At 71.1% G+C, this 24,666-nt stretch carries 26 protein-coding genes; 12 read left to right on the top strand and 14 right to left on the bottom strand.

The features are described from left to right. Window positions 1-230: 230 nt before the first annotated feature. Both ACH4U7_RS27115 and ACH4U7_RS27110 read right to left on the bottom strand, forming a co-directional pair. Window positions 231-1,709 carry an FGGY family carbohydrate kinase gene (locus ACH4U7_RS27115; protein ID WP_398530439.1) on the bottom strand — a complete coding sequence of 493 codons (1,479 nt, stop codon included), beginning with the start codon at window positions 1,707-1,709 and terminating at the stop codon, window positions 231-233. Window positions 1,710-1,830: 121 nt separating this feature from the next. Continuing rightward, a complete protein-coding gene (locus ACH4U7_RS27110) occupies window positions 1,831-2,862 on the bottom strand; it encodes a 2-hydroxyacid dehydrogenase (RefSeq protein ID WP_398530438.1) in 1,032 nt (343 codons plus the stop codon). A 110-nt stretch (window positions 2,863-2,972) separates the two neighbouring features. Between ACH4U7_RS27110 and ACH4U7_RS27105 the strand changes: the two genes are divergently transcribed. The 3 genes from ACH4U7_RS27105 to ACH4U7_RS27095 all read left to right on the top strand — a co-directional run bounded on the left by ACH4U7_RS27105 (window position 2,973) and on the right by ACH4U7_RS27095 (window position 6,047). After that, window positions 2,973-3,602: a histidine phosphatase family protein gene (locus ACH4U7_RS27105; protein ID WP_398530437.1), complete on the top strand. Its 630-nt coding sequence runs from the start codon at window positions 2,973-2,975 to the stop codon at window positions 3,600-3,602. Continuing rightward, on the top strand, window positions 3,599-4,453 hold the full coding sequence (locus tag ACH4U7_RS27100) for a DeoR/GlpR family DNA-binding transcription regulator (protein ID WP_398530436.1): 855 nt from the start codon (window positions 3,599-3,601) through the stop codon (window positions 4,451-4,453). Before ACH4U7_RS27105 ends, ACH4U7_RS27100 begins: the two co-directional genes overlap by 4 nt. Before the next feature lie 115 nt (window positions 4,454-4,568). Continuing rightward, the gene (locus ACH4U7_RS27095; protein WP_398530435.1) at window positions 4,569-6,047 is read left to right on the top strand and encodes an FGGY-family carbohydrate kinase; all 1,479 of its coding nucleotides are present in this window, start codon (window positions 4,569-4,571) and stop codon (window positions 6,045-6,047) included. A 20-nt stretch (window positions 6,048-6,067) separates the two neighbouring features. On the opposite strand, the gene ACH4U7_RS27090 is transcribed toward ACH4U7_RS27095, so the two are convergent. Then, window positions 6,068-6,637 (bottom strand): hypothetical protein, encoded by a 570-nt coding sequence (locus ACH4U7_RS27090; RefSeq protein WP_398530434.1) that lies wholly within the window; start codon window positions 6,635-6,637, stop codon window positions 6,068-6,070. A 190-nt stretch (window positions 6,638-6,827) separates the two neighbouring features. Here ACH4U7_RS27090 and ACH4U7_RS27085 point away from each other — a divergent pair, with 190 nt between their 5' ends. The 6 genes from ACH4U7_RS27085 (at window position 6,828) to ACH4U7_RS27060 (ending at window position 14,578) form a co-directional block, all read left to right on the top strand. Next, a complete protein-coding gene (locus ACH4U7_RS27085) occupies window positions 6,828-8,063 on the top strand; it encodes an alginate lyase family protein (protein WP_398530433.1) in 1,236 nt (411 codons plus the stop codon). A 207-nt stretch (window positions 8,064-8,270) separates the two neighbouring features. Further along, complete coding sequence (locus tag ACH4U7_RS27080) at window positions 8,271-9,890, top strand: hypothetical protein (protein ID WP_398530432.1); 1,620 nt, start codon at window positions 8,271-8,273, stop codon at window positions 9,888-9,890. 47 nt (window positions 9,891-9,937) lie between these two features. Beyond that, window positions 9,938-12,814, top strand: a complete 2,877-nt coding sequence (locus ACH4U7_RS27075; protein ID WP_398530431.1) for a tectonin domain-containing protein — start codon at window positions 9,938-9,940, stop codon at window positions 12,812-12,814. 23 nt (window positions 12,815-12,837) lie between these two features. Next, on the top strand, window positions 12,838-13,440 hold the full coding sequence (locus ACH4U7_RS27070) for an SMI1/KNR4 family protein (protein WP_398530430.1): 603 nt from the start codon (window positions 12,838-12,840) through the stop codon (window positions 13,438-13,440). 207 nt (window positions 13,441-13,647) lie between these two features. Then, window positions 13,648-14,043: a hypothetical protein gene (locus ACH4U7_RS27065; protein ID WP_398530429.1), complete on the top strand. Its 396-nt coding sequence runs from the start codon at window positions 13,648-13,650 to the stop codon at window positions 14,041-14,043. A gap of 148 nt (window positions 14,044-14,191) precedes the next feature. Further along, window positions 14,192-14,578 (top strand): hypothetical protein, encoded by a 387-nt coding sequence (locus ACH4U7_RS27060; protein ID WP_398530428.1) that lies wholly within the window; start codon window positions 14,192-14,194, stop codon window positions 14,576-14,578. A 29-nt stretch (window positions 14,579-14,607) separates the two neighbouring features. On the opposite strand, the gene ACH4U7_RS27055 is transcribed toward ACH4U7_RS27060, so the two are convergent. From ACH4U7_RS27055 to ACH4U7_RS27025, 7 genes are all read right to left on the bottom strand, one after another. Next, entirely contained in the window at window positions 14,608-15,108 is a 501-nt protein-coding gene (locus ACH4U7_RS27055; RefSeq protein WP_398530661.1) for a GNAT family N-acetyltransferase, read from the bottom strand. Window positions 15,109-15,180: 72 nt separating this feature from the next. Then, the gene (locus ACH4U7_RS27050) at window positions 15,181-15,675 is read right to left on the bottom strand and encodes a hypothetical protein (RefSeq protein ID WP_398530427.1); all 495 of its coding nucleotides are present in this window, start codon (window positions 15,673-15,675) and stop codon (window positions 15,181-15,183) included. Beyond that, window positions 15,659-16,150, bottom strand: coding sequence for an RNA polymerase sigma factor (locus tag ACH4U7_RS27045; RefSeq protein ID WP_398530426.1), 492 nt, complete (start codon window positions 16,148-16,150; stop codon window positions 15,659-15,661). Before ACH4U7_RS27045 ends, ACH4U7_RS27050 begins: the two co-directional genes overlap by 17 nt. Window positions 16,151-16,289: 139 nt before the next feature. Further along, a complete protein-coding gene (locus ACH4U7_RS27040) occupies window positions 16,290-16,928 on the bottom strand; it encodes a class F sortase (protein WP_398530425.1) in 639 nt (212 codons plus the stop codon). Beyond that, window positions 16,925-17,311, bottom strand: a complete 387-nt coding sequence (locus ACH4U7_RS27035; protein ID WP_398530424.1) for a sortase-dependent protein — start codon at window positions 17,309-17,311, stop codon at window positions 16,925-16,927. Before ACH4U7_RS27035 ends, ACH4U7_RS27040 begins: the two co-directional genes overlap by 4 nt. Before the next feature lie 133 nt (window positions 17,312-17,444). Then, window positions 17,445-17,645, bottom strand: coding sequence for a DUF397 domain-containing protein (locus ACH4U7_RS27030; protein ID WP_398530423.1), 201 nt, complete (start codon window positions 17,643-17,645; stop codon window positions 17,445-17,447). A gap of 10 nt (window positions 17,646-17,655) precedes the next feature. Beyond that, a complete protein-coding gene (locus ACH4U7_RS27025) occupies window positions 17,656-18,507 on the bottom strand; it encodes a helix-turn-helix domain-containing protein (protein WP_398530422.1) in 852 nt (283 codons plus the stop codon). 145 nt (window positions 18,508-18,652) lie between these two features. Here ACH4U7_RS27025 and ACH4U7_RS27020 point away from each other — a divergent pair, with 145 nt between their 5' ends. Then, window positions 18,653-19,153 carry an ATP-binding protein gene (locus ACH4U7_RS27020; protein ID WP_398530421.1) on the top strand — a complete coding sequence of 167 codons (501 nt, stop codon included), beginning with the start codon at window positions 18,653-18,655 and terminating at the stop codon, window positions 19,151-19,153. Window positions 19,154-20,073: 920 nt separating this feature from the next. Here the strand turns inward: ACH4U7_RS27020 and ACH4U7_RS27015 are convergent. Next, window positions 20,074-20,841 (bottom strand): MBL fold metallo-hydrolase, encoded by a 768-nt coding sequence (locus ACH4U7_RS27015; RefSeq protein ID WP_398530420.1) that lies wholly within the window; start codon window positions 20,839-20,841, stop codon window positions 20,074-20,076. A 108-nt stretch (window positions 20,842-20,949) separates the two neighbouring features. Then, window positions 20,950-21,843: a sigma-70 family RNA polymerase sigma factor gene (locus ACH4U7_RS27010; RefSeq protein ID WP_398530419.1), complete on the bottom strand. Its 894-nt coding sequence runs from the start codon at window positions 21,841-21,843 to the stop codon at window positions 20,950-20,952. A gap of 69 nt (window positions 21,844-21,912) precedes the next feature. Here ACH4U7_RS27010 and ACH4U7_RS27005 point away from each other — a divergent pair, with 69 nt between their 5' ends. Next, window positions 21,913-22,575 carry a nitroreductase gene (locus tag ACH4U7_RS27005; protein ID WP_398530418.1) on the top strand — a complete coding sequence of 221 codons (663 nt, stop codon included), beginning with the start codon at window positions 21,913-21,915 and terminating at the stop codon, window positions 22,573-22,575. A gap of 10 nt (window positions 22,576-22,585) precedes the next feature. On the opposite strand, the gene ACH4U7_RS27000 is transcribed toward ACH4U7_RS27005, so the two are convergent. Then, window positions 22,586-23,008, bottom strand: a complete 423-nt coding sequence (locus ACH4U7_RS27000) for a winged helix-turn-helix transcriptional regulator (RefSeq protein WP_398530417.1) — start codon at window positions 23,006-23,008, stop codon at window positions 22,586-22,588. Window positions 23,009-23,094: 86 nt separating this feature from the next. Between ACH4U7_RS27000 and ACH4U7_RS26995 the strand changes: the two genes are divergently transcribed. Further along, entirely contained in the window at window positions 23,095-23,910 is an 816-nt protein-coding gene (locus ACH4U7_RS26995; RefSeq protein ID WP_398530416.1) for an NAD(P)H-binding protein, read from the top strand. 42 nt (window positions 23,911-23,952) lie between these two features. Here ACH4U7_RS26995 and ACH4U7_RS26990 read toward each other — a convergent pair whose 3' ends face one another. Continuing rightward, a complete protein-coding gene (locus ACH4U7_RS26990) occupies window positions 23,953-24,624 on the bottom strand; it encodes a VOC family protein (RefSeq protein ID WP_398530415.1) in 672 nt (223 codons plus the stop codon). Window positions 24,625-24,666: the final 42 nt, after the last annotated feature.

The following is a 24,666-nucleotide window of genomic DNA, read 5'->3' as shown; positions in this document are numbered from 1 at the left end:
GACTTGGCGCGGTCTTGACGCGCACTTGGCACGAGCCGGACACGGGCCCGAGGCAGGCCTTGCGCGGGCCTGAGACCGGCCTGACGCGGGCCCTGAGGCGGGCCCGACACGGGCCCTGGGGCGGTCCTGGCGAGGGTCCGGCGCGGGCGGCCGGGCGCGAGCCTGACACGGCCCGGCAAGGGCTCGTCATCGGGTCCGGCGCGGCGCCGGGTCGAACTCCGGGTCGAACTCTAAGCGGGCGTCGTTGCCCGCCACTCCGCGAGGGTACGGGCCAGCCTGGCCCGGTAGTCCGCGTAGCCGCGCTCGTATGCCTCGGCGCGGTCCGCGTCCGGTACGACAGTACGCGAATCGGCTCGCCATTGTGACGCGTCCACCGGGTCGCCGAGCGCCCGCCAGGCGACCGCGACCGCGCCGCGCGCGCCCACCTCGGGCTCGTCGGGGATGCGCACCGGCCGGCCGAGGACGTCCGCGAACAGCTGGGTCCAGGCGGCGGATCGGGTGCCGCCTCCGCACGCCGCCAGGCTCGCCGTCAGCCCCGCGGCCTCCAGGCAGTGCCGGGCCGCGTACGCCACGGCCTCGCAGACGGCCCGTACGGCGTCCGCGCGTGTCGTGGCGAGGGTCAGCCCGTCCAACCGGCCCCGCGCGGCGGGCTCCACGAACGGGGCCCGCTCGCCCGCGTCGGACAGGAAGGGCAGCGCGGTCACCCCGCGCGCCCCTGGCGGGCTCGCGGCGAGCAGCGCGTCCAGGTCGGCGGTGGTGGCCCCGGCGAACTCCAGGACCCACTCCAGGGCCGCCGTGCCCACCATGGCGGGCATACCGCGCAGCCAGCGGTCCCGGTCGGGTACGCACAGCCACATGCCCGCCGGGTCGGCGGCCGGGTCGATCCGCGCGCTGTCGGTGAGGACTTGGCTGGCCAGCGTGGTGCCGACGATCAGCAGGCCGTCGCCCACCTCCTCGACCCCGCTGCCGATCGCGCAGGCCGGAAGGTCGTACGGGCCCGCCGTGACGGGCAGTCCGGCCGGCAGCCCGAGCAGCTTCGCGCCCGCCTCGTCCAGCCGCCGTACGGTGCCGGGCGCGGCGGGTGGCGGCAACAGCCGGGCGTATTCGGCGATTCCACACGCTTCCAGGGCTTTGGGGACATACTCGCGCGTGGTCACGTCCAGGAAGGGCATGGACGCGTCCGAGGCGTCCACGCCGATGACGCCGGTGAGCCGCTGCGCCACCGCGTCCACGCAGTAGCCCGCGACCTCCGCGCGCGCCAGCGCCTCCGGCTCGTGGTCGGCCAGCCAGCGCAGCAGCGGCGCGTGGCAGCCGGGGAACACCCCGGAGCCGGTGAGCCGGTAGAGCTCGCGGATGGTGCCGTCCTCGCCCCACCGGGTCACGGTGTCGTTCGCCCGGCCGTCCATCCACGAGATCGGCGGGCGCACCGCCCGGCCCGCCGCGTCGCGCAGCCACAGCCCGTCGCCCTGCCCGGTGAGCGCGAGCGCGACCGGAGCCGCCAGGCCGTTGGCGGCCAGGGCGGCGGTCACCTCGCGGACCACCTCGGCGACCGTGCGCAGCACGTCCTCCAGGTCCTGCTCGACCCGCCCGCCGGGCAGGCGGTCGAGCCGGCTGGGGCGGCTCGCGGCGGCCAGGGACCGGCCGTCGCGGCCGAAGGCGACGGCCTTGGTGACGGAGGTGCCGACGTCGACTCCGAGGACGATGCTCATGCGTACGGCCCTCCTTGGGGGCATCGGCTGCGGGACGGGACTGCGGGGCGGGGGTTGGTTCGCGGGGCGGGGGCTGTGCTGGTGGGCGCCGGTGTGCGGAGTGGCTGGGCTGATGATGGCGCTAGTTCGCGGGGTGGGCGAGCTTTTCGCCGCGCGCGTAGCGGCCGACCTCGGCGGCGGTGATGGCGGCAGCGCGGTGGGCGGTCTGCCGGGTGGCACCGGCGAGGTGCGGGGTGGTGACGACATTGGGCGCGGAGTGCAGCGGCCAGTCGGCGGGCGGGGGTTCGAGGTCGTACACGTCGAGGGCGAGGGCCGCGAGGCGGCCGGTGCGCAGCGCCTCCGGCAGCGGCGCGTAGTCCAGCAGGCCGCCGCGCGCGGTGTTCACCAGGACCGCGCCGGGCCGCATCCGGGCGATCCGGTCGGCGTCGATGAGCCCCTTGGTCTCGGGGGTGAGGCGGGCGTGCAGGCTCACCACGGAGCTGCCGGCGAGGAGTTCGTCCAGCTCGACCGGTTCGACGCCGTCCGCGCGGGCGGTCTCGGGGTCGGTGTACGGGTCGGCGATCAGCACCCGGGCGCCGAAGGCGCGCAGCACCCGGGCGACGATCCGGCCGATGGCCCCGTAGCCGACCAGGCCGACGGTCGCGCCGTCCAGCTCGATGCCGCCCTCCTCGTACGCGTAGAAGTCCCCGCGCCAGCGGCCCGCGCGCAGCTCGGCGTCGGCGGTCGGGATGCGGCGCATCGCGGCGAGCATCATGCCGATCGCGAACTCGGCGGCGGCGGTGGCGTTACGGCCGGGCGCGAAGCTGACGGCGACGCCCGCGCGGGTGGCGGCGGGCAGGTCGACGTTGACCGGGCCGCCGCGGGAGACCGCGACCATGCGCAGCTCGGGGCGGGCGGCGAAGACCCCGGCGGTGAACGGCGCCATCTGCGTCACGCACACCTCGGCCCCCGCCAGCGCCTCGATCAGCTGCTCCTCGGTGCCACTGGCCTCGATCACCCGGCTCTCCGGGCCGCCCACGGGGCCGAACGGCTCGTGTGGCCACGGCAGCGTCAGCTCGGCGACATCGACGTCCGCCAGCCCCGGCTCGTCGCGGAGCGCGGCGATGATGAGGTCGGGGCGTACGAAGTGGTCTCCGGCGGCGAGGACGCGCATGGGTGGCCTTTCTTCGGCGTTCCATCACAGAGGCGACGCTAGATTTAACATCGTTGACGTGACAAAGCAATGGTCCGCGCGTCATACAGGCTGAGGAGAGGAAGCGTCCTGTGACGGCTCGTCTACTGCTCGTTCGCCACGGCGAGACGGTGTGGCACGCGGAGAACCGGTACGCGGGGATCTCCGACGTGGCCCTGACGGAACGAGGATTCCGGCAAGCGGAAGCGCTCGCCCATTGGGTGAGCGGACGCGACGTACACGCGGTCGCCTGCTCCCCGCTGAGCCGGGCCCGGCTGACCGCGCGCCCGGCAGCCGACGCGCTCGGGCTCGTCCCCGAGGTCGTCGAGGATCTGCGCGAGATCGACTTCGGGTGGGGCGAGGGCCGCACCATCGCCGAGATGGAGGCGGAGGACCCGGCGGCCGTACGGGCCTTCCGGGCGGACGCGGAAGCGGGCGCCTTCCCCGGCTCGGAGCCGCCCGCCACCGCGGCGGCCCGCGCCGCGGCCGCCCTGCGCGGCCTGGCCGCCGCGCACCCGGGGTGCACGGTGCTCGTCGTGGCGCACAACTCCCTGCTCCGGATGGCGCTGTGCGTGCTGCTGGGCATCCCCGTCGGCCGCTACCGGCAGGTGTTCCCACGGCTGGACAACGCGGCGGTGAGCGAGATCGAGGTGGCGGGGGAGCGGACGGCGCTGCGTTCGCTGAACGTGCCGACGACCCGTGGGGGAGAATCCGGCTCATGACCACGACCGGCGCGTCCGACGTCCCGCCCCGCTCCCAGTCCGCACGCAGGCAGACCATCACCGAGTACGTGCTCGAGCACTCCACCGCCACCGCGGCCGAGCTCGCCGAGCTGACCGGCGTCAGCCTGATGACCGTGCACCGGGACCTGGACGAGCTGGCCAGGCTCGGTGTGGTGCGCAAGTTCCGGGGCGGGGTCTCCGCGCTGCCGTCCTCGGTCTTCGAGTCCAGCCTGGACTACCGGATGGGCGTGAACCGGGCCGAGAAGGAGGCGGTGGCCGTGGCCGCCGCGGAGCTGGTCGAGCCCGGCATGTCGATCATGCTGGACGACTCCACGACAGCCCTCGCCCTGGCCCGGCTCCTGGTCGACGCCGCCCCGCTGACCGTGGTGACCAACGCCCGGCGCGTGGAGGAGGTCTTCGCCGGCGTGCCGCAGACCCGGCTGATCGGCCTGGGCGGGGAGTACTCGCACACCCATGACTCCTTCCTCGGCGTGCCCTGCGTGGCGGCGATCGAGGCGCTGTCGGTGGACATGGTGCTGGTCTCCACTTCGGCGGTGGACGCGCACACCACCTACCACCAGGAGCAGGACGTGGTCCTCGTGAAGCGCGCCATGCTCGCGGCCGGCAGCCGCAAAGTGCTCCTCATGGACGCGTCGAAGACCCGGCGCACGGCCCTGCACCGGCTGTGCCCGGTCGACGAGTTCGACCATCTGGTGGTCGACGACGGCGTGGACGCGGGGCTGCTGGCGGAGCTGCGGGAGCGTACGGATGTGAGGTCGGCGAAGGTGACGGGGGCTACGGGGGCGACGCGGGCTACGGGGGCGACGCGGGCTACGGGGGCGCACTCTTAACGTCATCCGTGTTAACTTCACTTCGCATATGGGGCTGGTGGGCCTTGGGCGTGCCGGGGAGCCCCCAAGGCCCACCGTTGTACGGCCGCGCTGCGCACCGAAGGAGCCGACCCCTATGAGCACAACGTCGTCCTCCCAGGAGGTCGTGGCGGGCATCGACATCGCCACGGCGGCGGTCCGTGTGGTCTGCGTCGACGCGCGGGGACAGGTCCGCGCGGAGGCCCGCGAGCCGCTGCCTCCGCCGCGTCGCGGCGCGGGCGGCCACAGCGAGCAGGACGCCCGAGCCTGGTGGCCCGCCGTCGCCACCGCCCTGCGGCAGGCGACCGCGGCGCTCCCGGCGGGCGGCCGGGAGGTCGTGGCCGTCGCCACGTCGGCGACCTCCGGCACGGTCGTCCTGGCCGACAGCGCGGGTGAACCGGTCGGCCCCGCCCTGATGTACGACGACCGCCGAGCGGCCGAACTCAACGCCCAGGCCCAGCGCATCGGCGCCCCCCGCTGGCAGGCCCTCGGCCTCTCGGTCGGCCCGACGGCGGCCCTCGGCCGCATCGCGTGGCTGGCGGGGGAGGACACCCCCGACCGCGCGCGGACCCGCCACCTTCTCCACACCCCCGACCTCATCGCCTGGCGGCTCACTGGAGGCCCGGTCGCCACCGACTGGAGCCACGCCCTCAAGAGCGGCTACGACGCCCGCGTCGGCGAATGGCCCGCCGAGGTCCTGGACGCGCTGGGCGTACCGCCCGAGTGGCTGCCGCCCGTACAGGCGCCCGCCACCGAGGTGGGTACGGTGTGCGCGGTCGCCGCGGACGAGACGGGGCTGCCGGTCGGCTGCTCGGTCCGGCTCGCGATGACGGACGGATGCGCCGGGCAGATCGCCACCGGGGCGGTCCGGCCGGGCCAGTTCGTGGGCGTCCTCGGCACCACGTACGTCCTCAAGGGTGTGACCCGCGAGCTGGTCACCGACCCGACCGGCGCGCTCTACAGCCATCGTCACCCCGACGGCTGGTGGCTGCCGGGCGGCGCCTCCAACACCGGCGGCGAAGCCCTCGCACACGTCCCCGCCAGCCAACTCCCCGCCCTCGACCGCGCCGCGGCCGGCCGCGGACCCGCGTCCGTGGTCGCCTACCCCCTGCGCCGTGAGGGCGAGCGCTTCCCCTTCGTCAGCGGCGAGGCCCGCGGCTTCCTCCTCGGCACCCCGGCCGACGAGGCCGACCGCCACCGCGCCGAGCTGGAGGGCGTTGCCTTCCTGGAACGCCTGGCCATCGAGCGCGTGCGGGAGTTGGGCGTACCCGTCGAGGGACCCCTATGGGCCGCGGGCGGCGGCAGCCGCAGCGCCCTGTGGACCCGCATCCGCGCCACCGTCCTCGGCATGCCCCTACGCGTCGCCGACCACGCCGAAACCGCCTTCGGTGCCGCGCTTCTCGCCGCCTCCGGGACGCTCCACCCCGACCTCGCGGCGAGCGCCGCGGCGATGGTCCGTACGGGCCGGGACATCGAGCCTGACGAAACGGAACGCGCGGCGCTCGACGAGTCGTACGCGGCCTTCACCGCCGCCCTGCGCGAACGCGGCTGGCTCGTCCGGCGCGCGTCTCTTTGACGCACTGAGCGGTTGAAACCTCAGAGCGATATCCGGAGCATGTCCTCGACCACGCCTTCGCCCGTGAACCGCCCCAGCCATGTGCCGAACTGCGGGGCGAATGCCTCCATGGCCGCCTTGAACAGGGCTTCTTCCTCGTCTTCGTCGGGCGGGGCGAGGCCGAAGTTCCGGTTCAGCCAGGCGAGGTATTCCTGACGCGCGGGGAAGAGCTCGTCCAGGTCCTCGTCCTCGTACGCCATGTCGCGTTCGATGGGAAGCAGCCGGAACAGCTCTCGTAGATTGCTCGCGTGGACCCAGACGTCGCCCTCGTCGCCGAGGAACACGACGGGGAGGTCGGCGAGGTCGGACCGGTCGTCGCACCGCCACAGCGCGTAGACCGAACCACTGCCGGTGGCATCCGCGAAGGGGATCAGACCGTCGAAGAACTCGGCATGGTCGGGGTTCTCCGGATCGCGCAGCCAGCCATCGAGCCACTTCTTGTCGTCGTAGTCGCGCAGTTCGAAGCCGTCGGCGTAGCCCTCCGCCCCGAACTTGTCGTCGAACTCCTTGAGGAGGTTGAGCTCGGGGATGGGCGAGTACGCGTTGCTCATGGACGCCGCCGTGAGGGAGAGGTGTGGTCGGGTGAACGCATCGTATGGCCACCGGCGGCGGGTGTCAGGTCTCTTGACGGCGGCTTGGTCTATACCTATCTTCTCCCCCGCGCCCACTCATCACATATGTGATCGGTATTCGGGTCCACAAACAGATGCCCGGGCATCTGCCGCCGGAAGGGAACCCCCCATGCCTGCAACTCCTGACCGATCGACCCACCCGCGAACCCCCCACAACCGAAAGGTCCTCACGCTCACCGCCGCCGCCCTGTCAGCCGCCTGCCTGGCCGGGGCCCTCGTCGGCCCGGCGCAGGCCCAGACCCGGGCCCAGACCCGGGCCCAGGCCGCGTTCACCCACCCCGGCGTCCTGGTCGGCAGCTCCCAACTCGACTTCATACGAGGCAAGGTGCAGGCGGGCGCGGCGCCGTGGAAAGGCGCGCACGACCAGATGATGGCGAGCAAGTACGGCTCGCTGTCGTACACGCCTAAGCCGCGGGCAGTGGTGGAGTGCGGCCCGTATTCCGACCCCAACTACGGCTGCACCGATGAGCGGCAGGACGCCATCGCCGCGTACACCCACGCGCTCGCCTGGTACGTCACCCGCGACGATCGCTACGCGAAGAAGGCGATCGAGATCATGGACGCCTGGTCGGCCACGATCAAAGACCACACCAACAGCAACGCACCCCTGCAGACCGGCTGGGCCGGATCCGTGTGGCCGCGCGCCGCGGAGATCATCCGCTACAGCTACACCAGCTGGCCCAACGTCAACCGCTTCGCGACGATGCTGCGCGACGTCTACCTCCCCAAGGTCATCAACGGCTCCAACAGCAACGGCAACTGGGAGCTGTCCATGATGGAGGCCGCCGTCGGCATCTCCGTCTTCCTCGACGACCGCACCAGCTACGACAAGGCGGTCGCCCGCTATCTGAACCGCACCCAGGCGTACGTCTACCTCGAATCCGACGGCGCGCTGCCCAAGACCGTGCCGGGCAGCGGCCTGGACACCAAGGACAAGATCGTCAAGTACTGGCAGGGCCAGTCCACGTTCGTGACCGGGCTGACCCAGGAGACCTGCCGGGACTTCACCCACACCGGATACGGCATCTCCGCCATCTCGCATATCGCGGAGACCTCGCGCATCCAGGGTGAGGATCTTTACCCCCAGGTCGGCGAACGTCTCCGCCAGGCGCTGGGCTTCCAGTCCAAGTACGAGCTGGGCACGGCCCCGCCCTCCTGGCTGTGCGGCGGGACGGTCAAGCGCGGCCTGGGCCCGATCACCGAGGTCGGGTTCAACGCCCTGCACAACCGCCTCGGCTACCCCATGGACAACACCCAGAAGCTCACCGAACAACAGCGCCCCGCCGGCACCAACAACCTCTTCGTGGCCTGGGAGACCCTGACCCACGCCAACAACACCAACTGAGCCGACCGCGGCCCGCCGCCCCCACAGGGCCCCTGCTCCCGGACCATCCGCAGATCCCGGGGGCGGGGGCCTTTGTCCGTGGACAAATGGCGTTGTCCACTCTTCACCACCCCCCTGACCTGCGACGTCGCCGCTGCCGTCGGGTGGCCAATTCCTCCGGTTCGCACGGTGGTCTCCACGTTCCATGACTCACCGGAGGAGACACCGTTGTCCCGTTTCCCCTTCCGCACAGTGGCGCTGCGCGGCGCGTACGGCCTGATCGGGGCCGCGCTCGCCGCCACCGCCGTGGCATCCGTCCCGGTCCAGGCCGACAGCGCCCGGGCCACCTCTCAGACGGTCACCGAAACCGGGCGTCTCGGGGGTCACGCCGCCCCGGGCGCCAAGGTGACCCGCCAGCAGATCATCCAGCGCGCCCAGGCCTGGGTGAACCGCAAGGTGCCCTACAGCGCCAACGGCACCAGCGCGCCGTTCAGCTGGTGGCCGGACGAGGCCACCGGAATGTCCTACCGGCAGGACTGCTCCGGGTATGTGTCGATGGCCTGGCAGCTCAGGAGCAGCCTGTCGACCCACTCCCTGCCCAGTGTGTCGACGGCGATCCGCATCAGCGACCTGAAGCCCGGCGACATCCTCAACTCCCCCCAGCATGTGGTGATCTTCGGCGGCTGGATCGACCAGCAGCGCGGCACCTTCAGCTACTACCAGCAGAGCAGCCGCTCCCGGCCCACCAGCAAGGACATCGGGAACCTCAGGTCCGGGCGGCTCGCCGGGCATCCGCTCAGCAGCTACACCGCCCGCCGCTACCTCCATGTCGTCGACTCCCCCACCCCGCCGACCCCGGCCCCGCCGACCCCGGAGGCCTCACGGACTCCGACGGCCCCCTCCCGTACGCCCGCCCCGACCGCCACGGCCCGGCCGCCCAAGACCGCCCCGCCCAAGACCGCCCCGTCCAAGACCGCCCCGTCCAAGACCGCCCCGCCGAAGGCCACTCCGCCCAACCGCAAGGCGGTTCCGGCCAAGCCCCGGACCGCTGCCACGACCGCCCTCGTCTCCCTCGCCGGCCACAGCCGGCTCTACGCCCTCGCCGCGGACCACAGCGCGGTGTACGAGTGGCGCGGCGGCCAGGGCGGCTGGCGGCGCATCGGCGGTCCGGCCGGGGAGATCTACGCGGGCGAGCTGGGGCTGTTCGCCACCAACCCGGACAACGGGCGGATCTACAAGTACAACGGCCGCCCCGACTCCTGGACCCGGATCGGCGGCCCCGGCGCCACCTTCGCCGTCACCAGCAACCGCCTCTACGGTCTGTCCCCCGACCACAGCGCGGTCTATCAGTGGACCGGCCGGGGCACCGCCTGGACGCGTATCGGCGGGCCCGCCGAGGACATCTACGCGGGCAAGCTCGGCCTGTTCGCCGCCGACCCCGACACCGGTGACCTCTACCGGTACGGCGCCAGGCCCGGCCGGTGGAGCCGTATCGGCGGGCCGGGAGGCTCCTTCGCGATCGCCGGGAACCGGCTGTACGGCCTGTCCCCGGATCGCGGCGCGGTCTATCAGTGGGCCGGTAGTGGCACCACCTGGAAGCGCGTCGGCGGACCGGCCGGGGAGATCTACGGGGGTGGCGCCGGGCTGTTCGCCACCAATCCCGACACCGGCCGGATCTACGCGTACGAGAACCGCCCCCAGTCCTGGACCAAGGTCGGCGGCCCCGGAACCACCTTCGCCGTCGTGGGCAACCGCCTCTACGGCCTCTCCCCGGACCGCACCGCGGTCCACCAGTGGACCGGCCACGGCACGGCCTGGGCCCGTATCGGCGCCCCCGCCGCCCGCTGACGCCCTCGTCCTCTCTTCACCGTCTCCAACTCCTTTTGGGAGGTCACATGTCTTTTCTCCCGCACCGGGGCCGCGGTCGGCCGACCGCGCTGCGGCGCATCGGCGCCTTACTGGCCGGGGCCGTCGTCGCGAGCCTGCTCACCGCGGCGCCCGCCCGCGCCGACGAATCGCCCCAACCCGTGCCCCTGACCTCGGTCGTGGCGGACGCGGACCGCGTCTACGCGCTGGCCGCCGACCACTCCGCGGTCTACGAACGACAGGGTGACGCCGCAGCCTGGAACCGGATCGGCGGCCGCACCAAGGACATCTACGTGGGCGGTGCCGGTCTGTTCGCGACCAATCCGGACACCGGGAACCTGTTCCGGTACGACGGCACACCGGACCAGTGGACCGAGATCGGCGGGCCGGGTGCCTCGTTCGCCGTCGGGGCGGACCGTGTCTACGGCATCACCCCGGACGGCGCCGCCGTGAGCGAATGGTCGCCGGACAACCGCACGTGGTCCAAGATCGGCGGCGCCGCCAAGGACATCTACGTGGGCGGTGCCGGCCTGTTCGCCACCAATCCCGACACGGGGAAGCTGTTCCGGTACGACGGCACACCGGACCAGTGGACCGAGATCGGCGGGCCGGGTGCCTCGTTCGCCGTCGGGGCGGACCGCGTCTACGGCATCACCCCGGACGGCGCCGCCGTGAACGAATGGTCGCCGGACAACCGCACGTGGATCAAGATCGGCGGCGCCGCCAAGGACATCTACGTCGGCGGTGCCGGTCTCTTCGCCACTAATCCCGACACGGGGAAGCTGTTCCGGTACGACGGCACACCGGACCAGTGGACCGAGACCGGCGGGCCGGGCGCCTCGTTCGCCGTCGGCGACCGCGGCGTCTACGGCCTGGCCCCCGACGGCAGCGGCGTCCACCGATGGAGCGGTGAGGGCACCGGCTGGACCGCGCTGGGCGCCCCGGTGAAGGCCGCGGCCGAGCCGTCCCCCGCCCAGCCGACGCCCGCGGATTCCACCGCGCCCCCGGCGCCGGAGGAGGCCGCGCCACCGGAGGAGGGCCCACCGCAGGCGGATGCCGCGAATGCCACCGGCAGTGCGTACGGGCGCGAGCTGGCCGTCACGGCCAAGGACGGCGTGTACGCCCTCGCCCCCGATCACGGCAGTGTGTGGAAGCGGGACGGGGACACCGAGTGGGTGAGGATCGGCGGGCCCGCCGAGACCATCCGGGCGGGACGTGCGGGCGTCTTCACCCTCCACCCCGACACCGGCCGCGTCCACAAGTACGACGAGGACTCGGGCCAGTGGACCGAGATCGGCGAGCCGTCAGCCGGCCTGGAGGTGACGGGCGACCACGTCTACCGCGTCGCCGCCGACCACAGCGCCGTCTACGAGTGGTCACACAAGGGAACGGCCTGGGATCGGATCGGCGGTCCCGCCAAGGACGTCTACGCGGGCGCAGCCGGGCTCTTCGCCACACGCCCGGACAACGGAAACATCTACAAGTACGACGGTGACCCCGACCAGTGGACCGAGGCTGGTGGCCCCGGCGCGGCCTTCGCCGTCAGCGACGATCACCTCTACGGCCTGACCCCCGACCGCTCCGCGGTGACCGAGTACGACGGCAAGGGCAAGCCCTGGAAGCGCATCGGTGGCCCCGCCCAGGATCTGTACGCGGCGGGCGCGGGGCTGTTCGCCACCAGCCCCGCCGACGGCCACATCTTCCAGTACGACGGCAAGGACAGGCCGTGGAAGCACGTCGGCAGCCCCGGCGCGGCCTTCGCCGCCAGTGACGATCACCTCTACGGTCTGACCCCCGACCGGTCCGCGGTCTTCCGGCGCGGCGGCGACGGGGAGTGGTCGTACGCCGGCGGGCCCGCGCAGATGCTCCAGGAGCAGCGGGACGAGGAGACGCTCCGGCAGGAGTGCGGGAGCTGTGTGGAGGAGTACCGCGAGGCCAGGACGCTGACCGAGACCGACGTCACCGACTGGCTGAAGGACAACGGCGGGAAGATCCTCCTAGATCTCCTCGGGGCCGAGGACGCCGTGGAGTGCCTGTCCATCGGCACCGAGCTGAGCGTCGACGTCGGAAAGGTCGCGAGCTGTCTGTCGACCGCGGCCAACCTCAGCGGCATCATCACCGCGATCCGCAAGTCGGGTCAGGTCGCCAAGGCCGTCACCAAGGTCAGCCGTGAGCTGCCCAAGTACACCACCAAGGTCTCGAACGCCCGGAACTCCCTCACCAAGTACCGGGAGCTGCTGGAGAAGATCAAGAAGAACCCGTTCGAGCGGCAGTACAAGCCGCAGGTGCCGGACTGCCGAGTCGACGGCAGGGGCTGGCGGAAGTACGGCGACCTCGACACCGCCAACGGGGACCGGGCGACCCCGATGGTGGCCTGCCTGGACAAGGCGTTCGTCAACGACCCGGCAAACGCGGGGACAGCGACGAAAACCAAAGAGGTCAAGCCTCCCGCCTACCAATGGGCGGTGGCGAAAACGTACGAACTCGGGAACACGTCTCACCAGTACTGGCGCAACGCCTGCCATCTGCTGGCCAAGCAACTGACCGGCGACGGCCTGGACCTCCGGAACATCTCCACGTGTTCCCGCGCCGCCAACGCGAACCCCAACACCCCCGACGACCCGGGCCTCCCGGAGCCCATGACGACCTTCGAGGACAAGGTCAAGAAGGCAATAGACGGTGACCAGATCGTCCGTTACCAGGTGACGCCGCAGTACTCCGGCCCGCGGACCGTACCCGTCTCCTACGAGATGACGGCACTGGGCATCACGGCCGACGGCAAGCCGGGGCTGGTGCTCGACGAGGTCGTGCCCAACATGATCTACAGCAACAAGTACAAGTACTACGTCAACCTGGGCCTCTTCACAGAAGACGGGAAGCCCGTACCCGTGGCGGGCGAAAAGTGACCGAACGCTCCGGGAGGAGGCGTATGGACGACAACGCGCGGACCGAATGGGCGCTGCGCCGGCTGGGCGAGCTGATGGATCCGCAAGCGGACGCGGGAGACACCGTGGACTGGACAGCGGTCGAGGAGCGTCTGGGCACCACCCTGCCCGAGGACTTCCGCCGGTTCCTGGCCCGCTACGGGGCCGGGACGATCGACGGGATGCTCATCGTGCTGAGCCCGGACCCGGAGGTGCCGGCGGTGATGCCCGTGTCACGGCTGTCGCCCCGCGTCCTGGAAGCCCCGGAGTGGCGGCAGTGGAACCCTTCCCATCTGGGTCGGCGGCACCGAGCCGAGGACATGCTCGTATGGGGGCTGACCGCGGCCGCGGACACCCTGTGCTGGCTGACCGAGGACTCGGACCCCCAGCGGTGGCCGGTCGCGGTGTGGGCCCGGCACGGTGGCGGTTGGAACCTCTACGACTGCGGCATGGCCGAGTTCCTGCTCGGCCTCTTCCACGCGGAGTTCGACGACTGCCCGATCAGTGACACCGGCCTGTGGGGCAATGCCTCGCCCCGTTTCCTCGGCGTGAGAGAGGAAGCCCGTCTCATGGCGGCCGGGGTGGACCCTTGGGACGAGTCCGGCTGATCCGGAAAGCCGACCCGGAAAGAAATCCGGAAATGAATGGAGAGAAGCGCGGCGGGCGAATGCGCCCGCCGCGCCGTCTCTGTCGGGCGCGTGACGAGGCCGCAGCGCCCGGGGCTTGACGCCCGCCGGGCCGGGAGCCTTTAGTGATCGCGACCACCCTGGAACGATCACTCGTGCAGTGATGTGCGACCACCCTTGGGGGAATTGATGCGCACTCTCATATCCGCCGGAGCCACCCTCGCCGCCGCCGGCCTCACCTTCGGTCTGATGTCCGCCCCGGCGTTCGCGGCGGCCGCCCCGACCCCATCGGCGGCACAGGCCGCCCCGCCGAAGTCGGGGAAGGACAGCATCAAGTGCAATGAGTCCAATGCGCGGGTCAACTTCTCGTGGAAGACCGGCTGGACGACCACCACGGTGTACTACAACAACCACTGCCTGGGAGGCACGCGCATCACCGCTGCCTTCGTGTTTTACAACGACGGGTCGACGCCCATGTACAAGTGCGTCACCTTCCAGGGAATGACCCAAGGAAAGTACAAATTCGGGCACATCAACGAGATCATCGACATCAACAAGGACACCAAGAAGTGCGAGAACAACTAGAAGTTCCACGAAGGTCTCGGGTTCGGTCCCGCTGTGTGAGCAGCGGGGCCCGGCTCCCCGACCTGCCGGATCAGGGGGCCCTCGGGACCCTCAGAGCATCGCGCCCCGGCTCTTGGCCGTTGGGCGCGGGCCGTGAGACCGTCCGCAGGTGATCGACGCTGCTGGGGATACGATTTCGACGCGACCCGACGACCGCACCGCGTCCGTTCTGCGCTTCGCGGTGGAACTCGTCGCCTGGGTGGCGACTCCCTGGGCGCTGCTCGGCCACTCGTGGCTGCTTGCCGCCCTGTCCGTGGTGCTCCTGATCGGTCTTCCCACGTGCTTCTCCACCCCGGGTGACAAGGCGAAGGTGATCATCGCGGTACCGGGCTGGGTCACGATCCTTCTGGTGCTTCTCCAGCTCGCCGCGGCCGTGGCTTCCTCGTGGCTGGCCTGGCCCGCGTGGGCGGCGGGCCCGGTGACCCTGATGGCCGTCATCACACTCGTCACGGAGCGCCGACGCTGGCGGTGGCTGCTCTCCGGCGCATCAGCGTGACTGGTCGGGAGCCGCGTCCCGCCTCGCCCTCACACCTCCACGGTGAACGCCCACAGGGTGATCCCCGGTACCGGCTCCCAGTCCCGCTCCGGGGCCCGTACGAAACCCAGCCGCCCGTACAGCCGGTGCGCGGCGGCCATCTTCTGCTGGCTGGAGATCACGATCCGCTCCAGGCCCAGCTCCCGCGCCCGGTCCAGACACGCCCGCACCAGCGCCTCCGCCGCCCCGCGCCGCCGCGCCTCGGGCCGTACGGCCAGCATCCGGAACTCCCCCTCGCCCGGACGCGCCAGATCCACGTAAGCCCCGCCGTACACCGCGAAGGCCACCGTGCCCAGTACCTCATCGCTCTCCGCGTCCGCCGCGACCAGCAGCTCCGCCAGCTCGGCGCGCCGTCGCGCGTCGCGCAGCTGGGCCAGATACCCGTCGCTCTCGCCGAACTCCAGCAGCCCGTCCCCGAGGTACGCCTGCGCGGTGAGCTCGCCGACCTCGTCCAGCTCCTCGTCCCGCGCCCGCCTGATCGTGATGTCCATACCGGCAGTCTCCCGCATGTCAGCTGAAGGTACGGCGGTGGGTGTGCGGGCTGACGCCGGTGGTGCCGTGGATCACTGAGCATTCCTCTTGGGTTCGTCGACGGGGCCGGTCCGCTGTTTCGACGGCTCGTCGCGCGGCGAGATCGGTGTCGCCGACGGTACGTGGGTGGATTCGGCGGGCCCGGGCCGCTGGGTGGGGCGGGGCCTGACGCGCCCGGGTGACTCCGACGGGGTGGCGGTGGCCGTCGGGGTCGGCGGCTTCGGCGTCGGGGTCGGGTGTGCGGTACGACCGCTCGTGGCCGGCGGGACGAGGGGGACCGTCGGGGGCGCGGGTGACTCGTGTGTCTCGCGTGTCACCAGGTTGAGCGGCAGCGCGACGAGAGCCGCGGCGGCGCAGGCCAGGCCGACTCCGGCCGCGGTACGGAGCAGTCGGCGGCGGGCGGCGGTGCGGCGGATGGTCTCGTATCGGCCGGGGGGCGGGCTCAGGTGGTCGGTGGTGGGGCGCAGGATCACCGTGAGGGGGTCGTCGGGTTCGTACTCCGAGCCGTCGTCAAGGCGTGTGGTCAAGGCTTCTCCTCAAGTGGGCGCGGAGCAGTTCGCGGGCTGCGTGGAGGTCGGCCTTGACGGTTCCTTCCTTGCGCCCGGTCAGTACGGACACCTCCCGGACCGGCATGTCAGCGTAGTAGTGCAGCAGGATCGGGACGCGCAGCCGTTCCGGCAGGGACTGCACGAGCAGGCGCACCGACGGGTCGGCCTGTTCGGCGTGGGGGCGGGTGGCGGCTTCCGCGGTGGCGCGGCGCAGGGCCTTGCGCTCGCGCTCCAGCTTGCGCCAGTGGTCCCGGACGAGGTTGGCCACGGTGACGTAGAGGAAGCCACGGGGTTCCTCCACGGAGGTCCAGCGGGCCCAGAGCCGGGTGAACGCCTCCGAGGCGATCTCGTGGGCCGTCTCGTCGTCGTCGACGAGCCGGCGGCACCAGCCGGCGAGGCGCGGATAGAGGGCGGCGAACAGCTCGGACGCCGCCTTGTCACGGGACCGTTTCAACACTCTCCATTGCCGTGGCGGCACGTGTCGGGAGGGATCCCGGGCCGTGGGCGTACGTTTCCGTCGGCATACGTTCCGTCGGGCGTACGCTCCATCGGCCCGGGATCCAGTGGGGGGTGGGTGCGTCAGGGGTGGCGGGTCAGGGGCTGGTGGAGCTCAGCGCGGCGAAGACGATCACGTTGTCGCGGTACGCGTCGCCGCTGCGGGGGCCGCCACATGTGATCAGCCGCAGCTCCGGCCGGTCCACGTTCCCGTAGACGTCGTCCGCCGGGAAGTCCGCCTTGGCGACCGTCCGTACGGAGCTGACGGTGAACACCGCCGTCTTGCCGTTCTCCAGGCGCGCCTCGATCCTGTCTCCCCGGTTCAGCCGCGAGAGGTGACGGAAAACCCCGTCCCCGTAGGCGCCGACCGTGACATGGCCGAGGATGACCGACGGGCCGACCTGCCCCGGGGTCGGCGAGTGCCGGTACCAACCCGCCCGGTCGTGCGCCGCGATCGGGGGCACCTGCACAGTCCCGTCCGCCGCCAACCCCAGCCGCATGACCGAGGTGTCCACCCCGATGGCCGGGATCAGCAGCCTGACCGGGACCGAACGCCCAAGGGCACGCGCCGCCTTCACGGGGTTCGAAGAAGGCGGCGGCGTGCTCCCGGAGTGTCCGCCGGTCCGTGCGTCCTGCGCGGCCTGGTTGGCCTGTTTGGCCTGGTGGCCGCCGCCGCACCCCACGAGCAGCGAGGCCATCGCCGCAGTGGCGAACGCGCGCCTGGAGACCAGGGTCATGCCCCGGTCGCCCGCCGGCGACGTACGACGAACACCGCCGCGCCACCCGCGACGAGCACGCCGGCAGCGCCGCCGCCGATCAGCCCGGCGCCGACCCCGGAATCCGAGGACTCCTCCGCCACCCCGGTGTTCGGCGCGCCCTTCGGCACCGCGCGGACCTGGGGGTCGGCCGGCTTCTGGCGCGATTCGTCGCGGGGAGTCGGGACGGCGGTGGCGGGCGCGGGGGTTTCCCGGGCCTTGGTCGGCTCCTCGCGGGGGGACGGGACGCTGGTGGCCGGGGTCTTGCTCGGGACCGGGGTCGCCTCGTCGGCGAACGCGGGCACCGTGCTCGCCAGCACGGCGGTGCACGCGAGTGCCACGGCACTGAGGACGGTTCGGCGCATGGGATCGCTCTCTCTCGTCGGTCCGCCCGGCCGGTACGTGTACGGGTACGCGGCGGGCTGAGTTACGGATCGAGCGGAGAGACGAGGGGGCGGTGGAGCGGGTTGTAAAGAGAAGGCAAAGTGTGTTTTTGGCTCACACCTTGCCGATGTGGTCGAGGTGGCCGGCCTTGGCGCTGCGTATGAGGGAGCGCAGGGCGGTGGGGGTGGTGGTGAGGATGGTGTCGGGGGCGTCGCTCTCGCGGAGCCGGATGGTGGCGTCGGCGGTGGAGGAGACGTAGAGGCAGTTGGCTCCTTGGGAGCTGTACGAGGACTTCCGCCAGCGGAGTGTGGGCATGCGTTCCCTCTCAGATGTCCTGTGAGATGCCGTGAATCAGATCGCGCGACTTCGCGGGCTCCAAGGCACAGCTTTCCATCCGCTCCAGCACGGAGCGGTACATCACCAACTTGGCCTCCGCGTCGATGAACTCGCACCCGTGATCCGTGTCCAACTGCACGGTATCGAGCTGCGGTACCGGGCCGTGAGCGTAGACGATGGGCTGCCCGGAGCCGGGGAAGGTGCCGCCCCCGAAAGGGATCACCAGGATGCTGATGTGCTCGTGTTCGCTCATCTCGACGAGGTGTACAAGCTGTTCCCGGGTCGTCTCCGGTCCGCCGAAACCCATGCGCAGGGCGGCTTCGTGGAGGATCGCGGTCAGCGGGGTCGGCCGGTCCCCGTAGAGGACCGCCTGCCGCTTGATACGGAACGAGACCCGGTGCTCCACCTCGTAGCCGGCGAGGGGCGGAATGGCCTCGCTGAAGATGGTGCGCGCGTGTTGTGTCGTCTGCAGCACGCCGGGCATATGGACCACCGACGCGATGCGCAGCGCCGTGGCGTGATGCTCCAGTTCAGCGAGGTCGAGCAAGCCGGGGACGAGTATGTCCCGGTACTCCTCCCACCAGCCTCGGGTGCGACCTCCGGTCATGCCGGCCAACACCTCGACAAGCCGCCCATCAGCGCAGGTGTAGTTGCGGGCCATGGCGCGGACGCGATCGGCGCCCACGGCGTACCGTCCGGCCTCGATATTGCTGATGCGGGACTGATTGACGCCAAGAAGTGAGGCGGCCGCAGTGGTCGACAGCCCTGCGCGCTCCCGTAGTTTGCGCAGCTCAGCGCCGAGTCGCTGCTGACGCAGTGTCGGGGTGTTGCTCGACGGCATGGTTCTTCCTCCAGGTCGGCACACAGTGTGCACCTGTCACCCACACAGGGCAACTTGGCCCTTATTTCCTCGGCCAGGTGGAATATAGGCCATCGAGCGCCGTACCGTTGGGGGTGCCAACTCCACCTCCAGACAGGAGACTTCCGTGCCGACCGTATCCCCGGAGGATCTGGAAAACCCCTGGTCGTACTCCCTCCGCCTGCCCCATGACCCACGCGCCGCAGCCATCGCCCGGACCACCCTGCGGGCCGTCCTCGCCAGGCACGACATGGGTGAACTCACCGACTCAGCCACGCTCGTGACCAGCGAAATGGTCACCAACGCCTATCGCCACACCACCGGCCCGGCGGAGATGCGCATTCGGGCCGTCGAAGAGGGCCGTCTCCGCGTCAGCATTTGGGACACCAACCCCGATATCCCACCGCCGTTCGACAAGCCACCGGCCCTCTTCGACCGCTCGGCCGCCCTCGCCGAAGCCGCTGCGAACACCCAGGCCACGTACGGGCGCGGGCTGCTCATCGTACGGATCTGCGCGGACAACTGGGGTGGCTACGTCCTCGCCGACGAGCTCTTCGGGACCAGCGGCAAGCTGCTCTGGTTCGAACTCGCGCCGACGCCCCGCGATGCCTTCGGCATCGCGGCTTGAGCGCTCCGCATCGCAGCGTTGCGCGTTGGCTGCGCTTCGCTTCGCCTGCGCCTGTGCGCCGTCTCGCGGCATTCGGCTCAGGCGGGTGTGGGTTTCGTCTCGGACCCTCCGGGTCCAAAGCGCCGGCGAGAAGGGGGAAGGGGGCGGCTGGCCCGTTGTCGCGCTTCCTCGGCCCGGTGGGTGGCTGAGCTCAAAGAGGCTCCGCTGCGCTCCGCCGCAGCTGCTGCCGCGCGGTGGCCGGGCAAGGGGACCAGCGGTGCGCTGGACCGGGGGCGCGGGAGCGCGACGGATGGGCGGGCACCGGGGGACGGGATCGCCTCTCCCCCCACCTGCTCTTAGAAAAACGTTTGATGCAGTACTTGATGCAGAGCAAGCATTTTTTTAAGAGCAGGTGGGGGGAGGGCCTGAACCGGACCGGCGCCCACCGCTTCGGGCGACCATCCGCCGTCTCCCCGCCCACCAGCCGGTGACCACCCCTTGGGCTGGACGGCGACGATGCCCCGGCGCTCCCTCTCTCCTTCCCCGCTGCTGGCCGCTGTGCGCCGAAGGCGCGAGACGATGCCCGCACGCGGCGTCCGGACCATGCCGTTCAGTGGTCGCCGGCCCGTTCGTCGCGCTCGCGCGCCCCCAGCCGAGCGCACCGCTGGGCTGACGGGCTTGGCCACTGCGCGGCAGCAGCTGCGGCGGAGCGCAGCGGAGCCTCTTTGAGCTCAGCAGCCCGCCGGGCCGAGGAATCGGGACAACGGGCCAGCCGCCCCCTTTCCCCCTTCTCGCTGGCGCTTTGGACCCGGAGGGTCCGAGACGAAACCCGCGCTCGCCCGAGCCGAATGCCGCGAGACGGTGTATAGGCGCAGGCGAAGCGAAGCGGAGCGCGCCCACTCGCAACGCGCAGCGAAGCTGCGGTCCGCGGCGCGGGCGAGTCAGCCGACCACAAACGTGGCGCCGGGTGCGGCGTAGTCGACGGGACCGGTGAAACGGGCCGAGGCCCGGGCCACCGCCTGCTGCGGGGTGAGGAAGCGGCCGACATGAGTGACGATCAACCGTCCCGCCCCGGCCGCGCGGGCGGTGTCGCCCGTGTCTTCGGGCGTGTGGTGGACCTGTTCCCCCGAGCTCGGCCGCTCCGCGCTCTCGGCCTCGCACAGCAGCACATCGCAGCCCTCGGCCAGGCTGGTGAGGCTGGGGCACGGAGCGGTGTCCCCGGAGTAGACCAGCGACCTGCCGTCGGCCTCGGCACGCAGGGCGAAGGCCGGGATGCCGTGCGCCACCGCGCGGCTGGTGAGGGTGAGCGCGCCGACGCGCACCTGGTGTCCGTCGTGCAGTTCGTCGATGGCGAAGGCGGACTCGACCGGGCTGCGCTCTGAGGTGTTGGTGAGGAAGTGTGCGAGCCGGTCGGCGATACCGGGTGGGCCGTACAGGGGGATGGGCGCGGCGAGCCGGATGTCCGCGAAGAGCGCGCCGTAGTAGGCGGTGAGCAGGTCCGCGCTGTGGTCAGCGTGCAGATGCGAGATCCAGATCGCGTCCAGTTCGCCGAGCCGGACATGACGTTGCAGCGGGGCCAGTGTCCCCGTGCCCGCGTCCACCCATATGCGGGTGTCGCCACTGGATACGAGGTAGCCGGAGCAGGGGTTGTCGACGGTGGGGTACGGCGTGGCGCAACCCAGGACGGTGAGACGCAGTTCTGTGGACATGGTTACGCCTTGTCGAGGTGGTGGCTGAACGGTTGGGCGGCTGCACGATGCAAGCCCCTCCCCCAACCCCCTTATAAAAAAATCGCTTGCTCTACATCAAACGTTTTTTTACAAGGAGGCGGGGGAGAGGACGGTCAGGTCGAGCTGGTGAAGCCGGGCCGGATCAGCGATCAGCTCGTACGCGGTGATCCGCTCGCCGACAACGGTGACCGCGAGGACGAGCCGCAGCCGGCCCCACGGCGCGACCACGATTCCCACGGCGCCGTTGACAAGCGCCGGCTCCGCGAAACGGGAGTTCCGGCCGAAGGCGGCGATCTCCTCCGCCACGGCCCGCGCACCACGGACCTCGGTCGGCCTGCCTGCGGGAAGGGCGGCGCGGTCGGCCCGCCGTATGACATCGGGGGCCAGGACCGTGAGCACCCCGTCGATGTCGCCGGCCCTCGAAGCGGCCAGGAACGCCTCCACCACACGCCGCTGCCGGACGAGCTCCACGTTGGGAAGCGCGGGAGCCCCCCGCACTTTGCCGCGCGCGCGGCTGGCGAGCTTCTTGGCGGTGGCCGGGGAGCGATCGACGATGGGCGCGATCTCGTCGAACGGCACGGCGAACATGTCGTGCAGCACAAAGGCGACCCGCTCCGCGGGGCCCAGCCTGTCCAGCACGATCAGCAGCGCGCGGCCGACCGAGTCGACCAGCAACGCCTCTTGCTCGGGGTCGCCGCTCTGATCGGGGTCAGGGCGCTCGTCGGGCAGCTGGTGGCCCGCGAGTTCTTCTCGCCGTGACTCACGGGAGCGCAGCATGTCGAGGCAGATCCGGGACACGACCGTCGTCAGCCAGCCACCCAGGTTGTCCACGTTGTCGGTGTTGCCGCGGACCAGCCGCAGCCACGCTTCCTGAACAGCGTCGTCCGCCTCGCTGAGTGAGCCGAGCATGCGGTAGGCAACCATGCGCAGACGGTCGCGATGCGTCTCGAAACTGTCGGCGAGCCCGTCCTGTGCGTGCACCGGTCACCTTTCCCCGTACCTGATCGTCAACACCGTAGAGGAGTCCGACGACATGGGAGGTCATGGCACTTGGACTTCTACGAGGCGGTTGCGAGCCGACGGGCGGTCCGCGGGTTCACGGACGAGCCCGTCCCGAGGGAGGTGCTGGAGCGTGTGCTGTCCACCGCTGCCCGGTCGCCGTCCGGGGGGAACCTCCAGCCGTGGAACGCGTATGTGCTGACCGGGGCGCCGCTGGCCGAGCTCAAAAAGCGCGTCGCCGAGCGCGTGGCCTCGGGCGATCCCGGGGACGAGCGCGAATACGCCATGTATCCGGCCGAGCTCGGGAGTCCGTACCGCGAGCGCCGGGCCGCAGCCGCCGAGCAGCGCTACGCCGCGCTCGGCGTGCCCCGGGAGGACGAGCGGGCACGCCAGAGGGCCATTGCCGCGAACTGGGACTGCTTCGGCGCACCGGCTCTTCTGCTCTGTTACATCGACCGCGACATGGGCACGGCCCAGTGGGCCGATGTCGGCATGTATCTGCAGACCATCATGCTGCTGCTCCGTGCCGAGGGGCTGCACAGCTGTGCGCAGATGGCGTGGTCGGTGTACCGCGGGACGGTCGCGGAGGTCGTGTCACCCCCGGAAGGGCTCATCCTGTTCTGCGGTGTGTCGATCGGAGCCGAGGACACCACCACGCGTTGTGCCCGAACGGACCGAGCCCCACTTGCCGAGACGGTCACCTTCCTCACCTGACAGAGCCCGGTTACCGCATGTCGTGGTCGGGGTGCGTCCGGTCGTACTCGCTTCGGGCTTCGGCGATGACGGGTCGGTGGGCCAGGGACCATTCGGCGAGAGCCCTGATCAGGTGGGTGAGGCTCGCGCCGGTTTCGGTGAGGCGGTAGTCGACCTGGGCGGGGACCGTGGGGTACACGGTGCGGAGGACGAGCCCGTCGCGCTCCAGTCTGCGCACCGTGAGGGTCAGCATGCGCTGGGAGATGCCGTCGATCGCGCGTTGCAGTTCTCGGAAGCGCCGTGGCCCGCCGGCGAGCTCGACGATGACGAGGACCGACCACTTGTCGCCGACCCGGTCCAGTACGTCCCGGATGCCGCAGTCGGGGTGGTCCTTCTGGCCGCAGGGGCTGAGTTCGGCGGGCTCAGCGGTTACACCGGTGTGCGTGAGTGACATCGAAGTGCCTTCTTGTGGCCGATTTGCGGGCGGGTCAGGATCCGATCGTAGTTACTGACGAGAACCACGAAGGAGGCTTCGGCCCCATGATCTTGGTGACCGGCGCGAACGGAAACCTCGGCTCACTCACCCTCGCGGCGCTGCGTGCCCGCGGTGTGGAGGCGATCGGCGGCAGCCGTACGCCGGGCGAAGGAGTACGGCTCCTCGACTTCGACCAGCCGTCCGGCATCGGCCTGACCGGCGTCTCGACGCTCGTGCTGGTCTCCGCGGGCTACGCGGAGGACGATCAGGTCATCCGTCGGCATGCGGCGGTGCTGGACGCCGCCGCCCGCGACGGCGTCAAGCACGTCATCTACACGAGCCTGACCGGCGCCGGCGACCACCTCGGCTTCGCGCCGGCGCATCGCGCGACGGAGCGACTGGTCAGGGGCAGTGGCTTGAGCTGGACGATCCTGCGCAACGGCCTGTACGCCGAACTCTTCGGCGCCCTCTTGATGTGGAACGGCGATGCGGTGGAGTCCGCGTTCGGTGAGGGCGCGCTGTCCGCCGTGGCGCGTGAGGACCTGGCCGACGTGGCGGCGATCGTCGCGGGCGATCCGGAGCGACACGGTGAGCGCGTCTACGACCTCGTCGGCGTGCCGATCACGGCGCCCGCTGTCGCCGATGGCCTTGGAGTGGCGCACCGCACCATCGGATTGGGCGAATACCGGCGCAGGCTCCTGGACGCCCCTGGACTGTTGCCGTTCCAGCCGCCGATGCTCTCCTCGATCGCCACCAGCATCCGCCACGGCTTCCTGGGCAACACCGGTACGGATCTTCAAGACCTGCTCGACCGCCCTTCACACGACCCACTCGCCGTTGCTGTCGCCGCCGCGGCCGCCACGCGCCCGGGTCCGAGCTGAACGGCGCGGCTCACGGCCGCGGCCCGTGACGCAGCGCGCCGTCTAATCGCGTTCGAGAGCGGTGCAGATACAGACGTTATTGCCCTCTGGATCGGCGAGCACGGTGAACGACGGGGCCTGGGAGTCGTCGACCAAGGTGCCACCTGCGGCGACGGCGGCCGCGATGCGCTCGCCCGCCACCTCGGGGGCCAGCCACAGATCCATGTGCCAGCGTTGGCGTGGGGTCGGGTGCCTGTCGGTCTGCTGAAACCACACACTGGGGACACGGTTCGTCGGGTCGAAGACCGAGTCGAACACCGTGTGGGTGGCGTCTCCTGTCAGCAACGCCGCCCAGAAGGGGCCCGCTGCCGAATCGTCAGCGGTGTCGAGGGCAAGCTCAAGCTGTGCCACCTCGCCGGGGACGGCAGTCAGGTCGAACTCGCGGGCAAGCCCGGTGATGACGCCGGCCAGTTCGAGGTCCTTGGCGGTAACCCTCCGGGCACCGGCCTCGTCGACGCTGAACAGGGTCACGTCGATGACTCCGTGCCCCAGCCTGATCTCCGGTACGTCGTAGCGGGCGGCGGCTGCCGCCCGCGCAACCGCTGCCACAAACGCGACGCCGACCACGGCGTCTGTGGCGCGGTAGCGAGCAGCGAGAGGCTGAGCGAGCTTGCGCCAGTCGTCGAGGCCGCCAGCGATCTCTGCGAGGATCTCAGCGTTGCTGATCGTATCCATGATTCTCATGCTGCCAGCCGTGGCGGCACACAGCACCGGAAA

The organism is Streptomyces sp. NPDC020845 (assembly GCF_044334165.1).
In the GTDB taxonomy this organism is placed as follows: Bacteria; Actinomycetota; Actinomycetes; order Streptomycetales; family Streptomycetaceae; genus Streptomyces.
The sequence above is the reverse complement of the archived record's forward strand: the minus strand, read 5'-3'. Positions and strand labels throughout refer to the sequence as shown.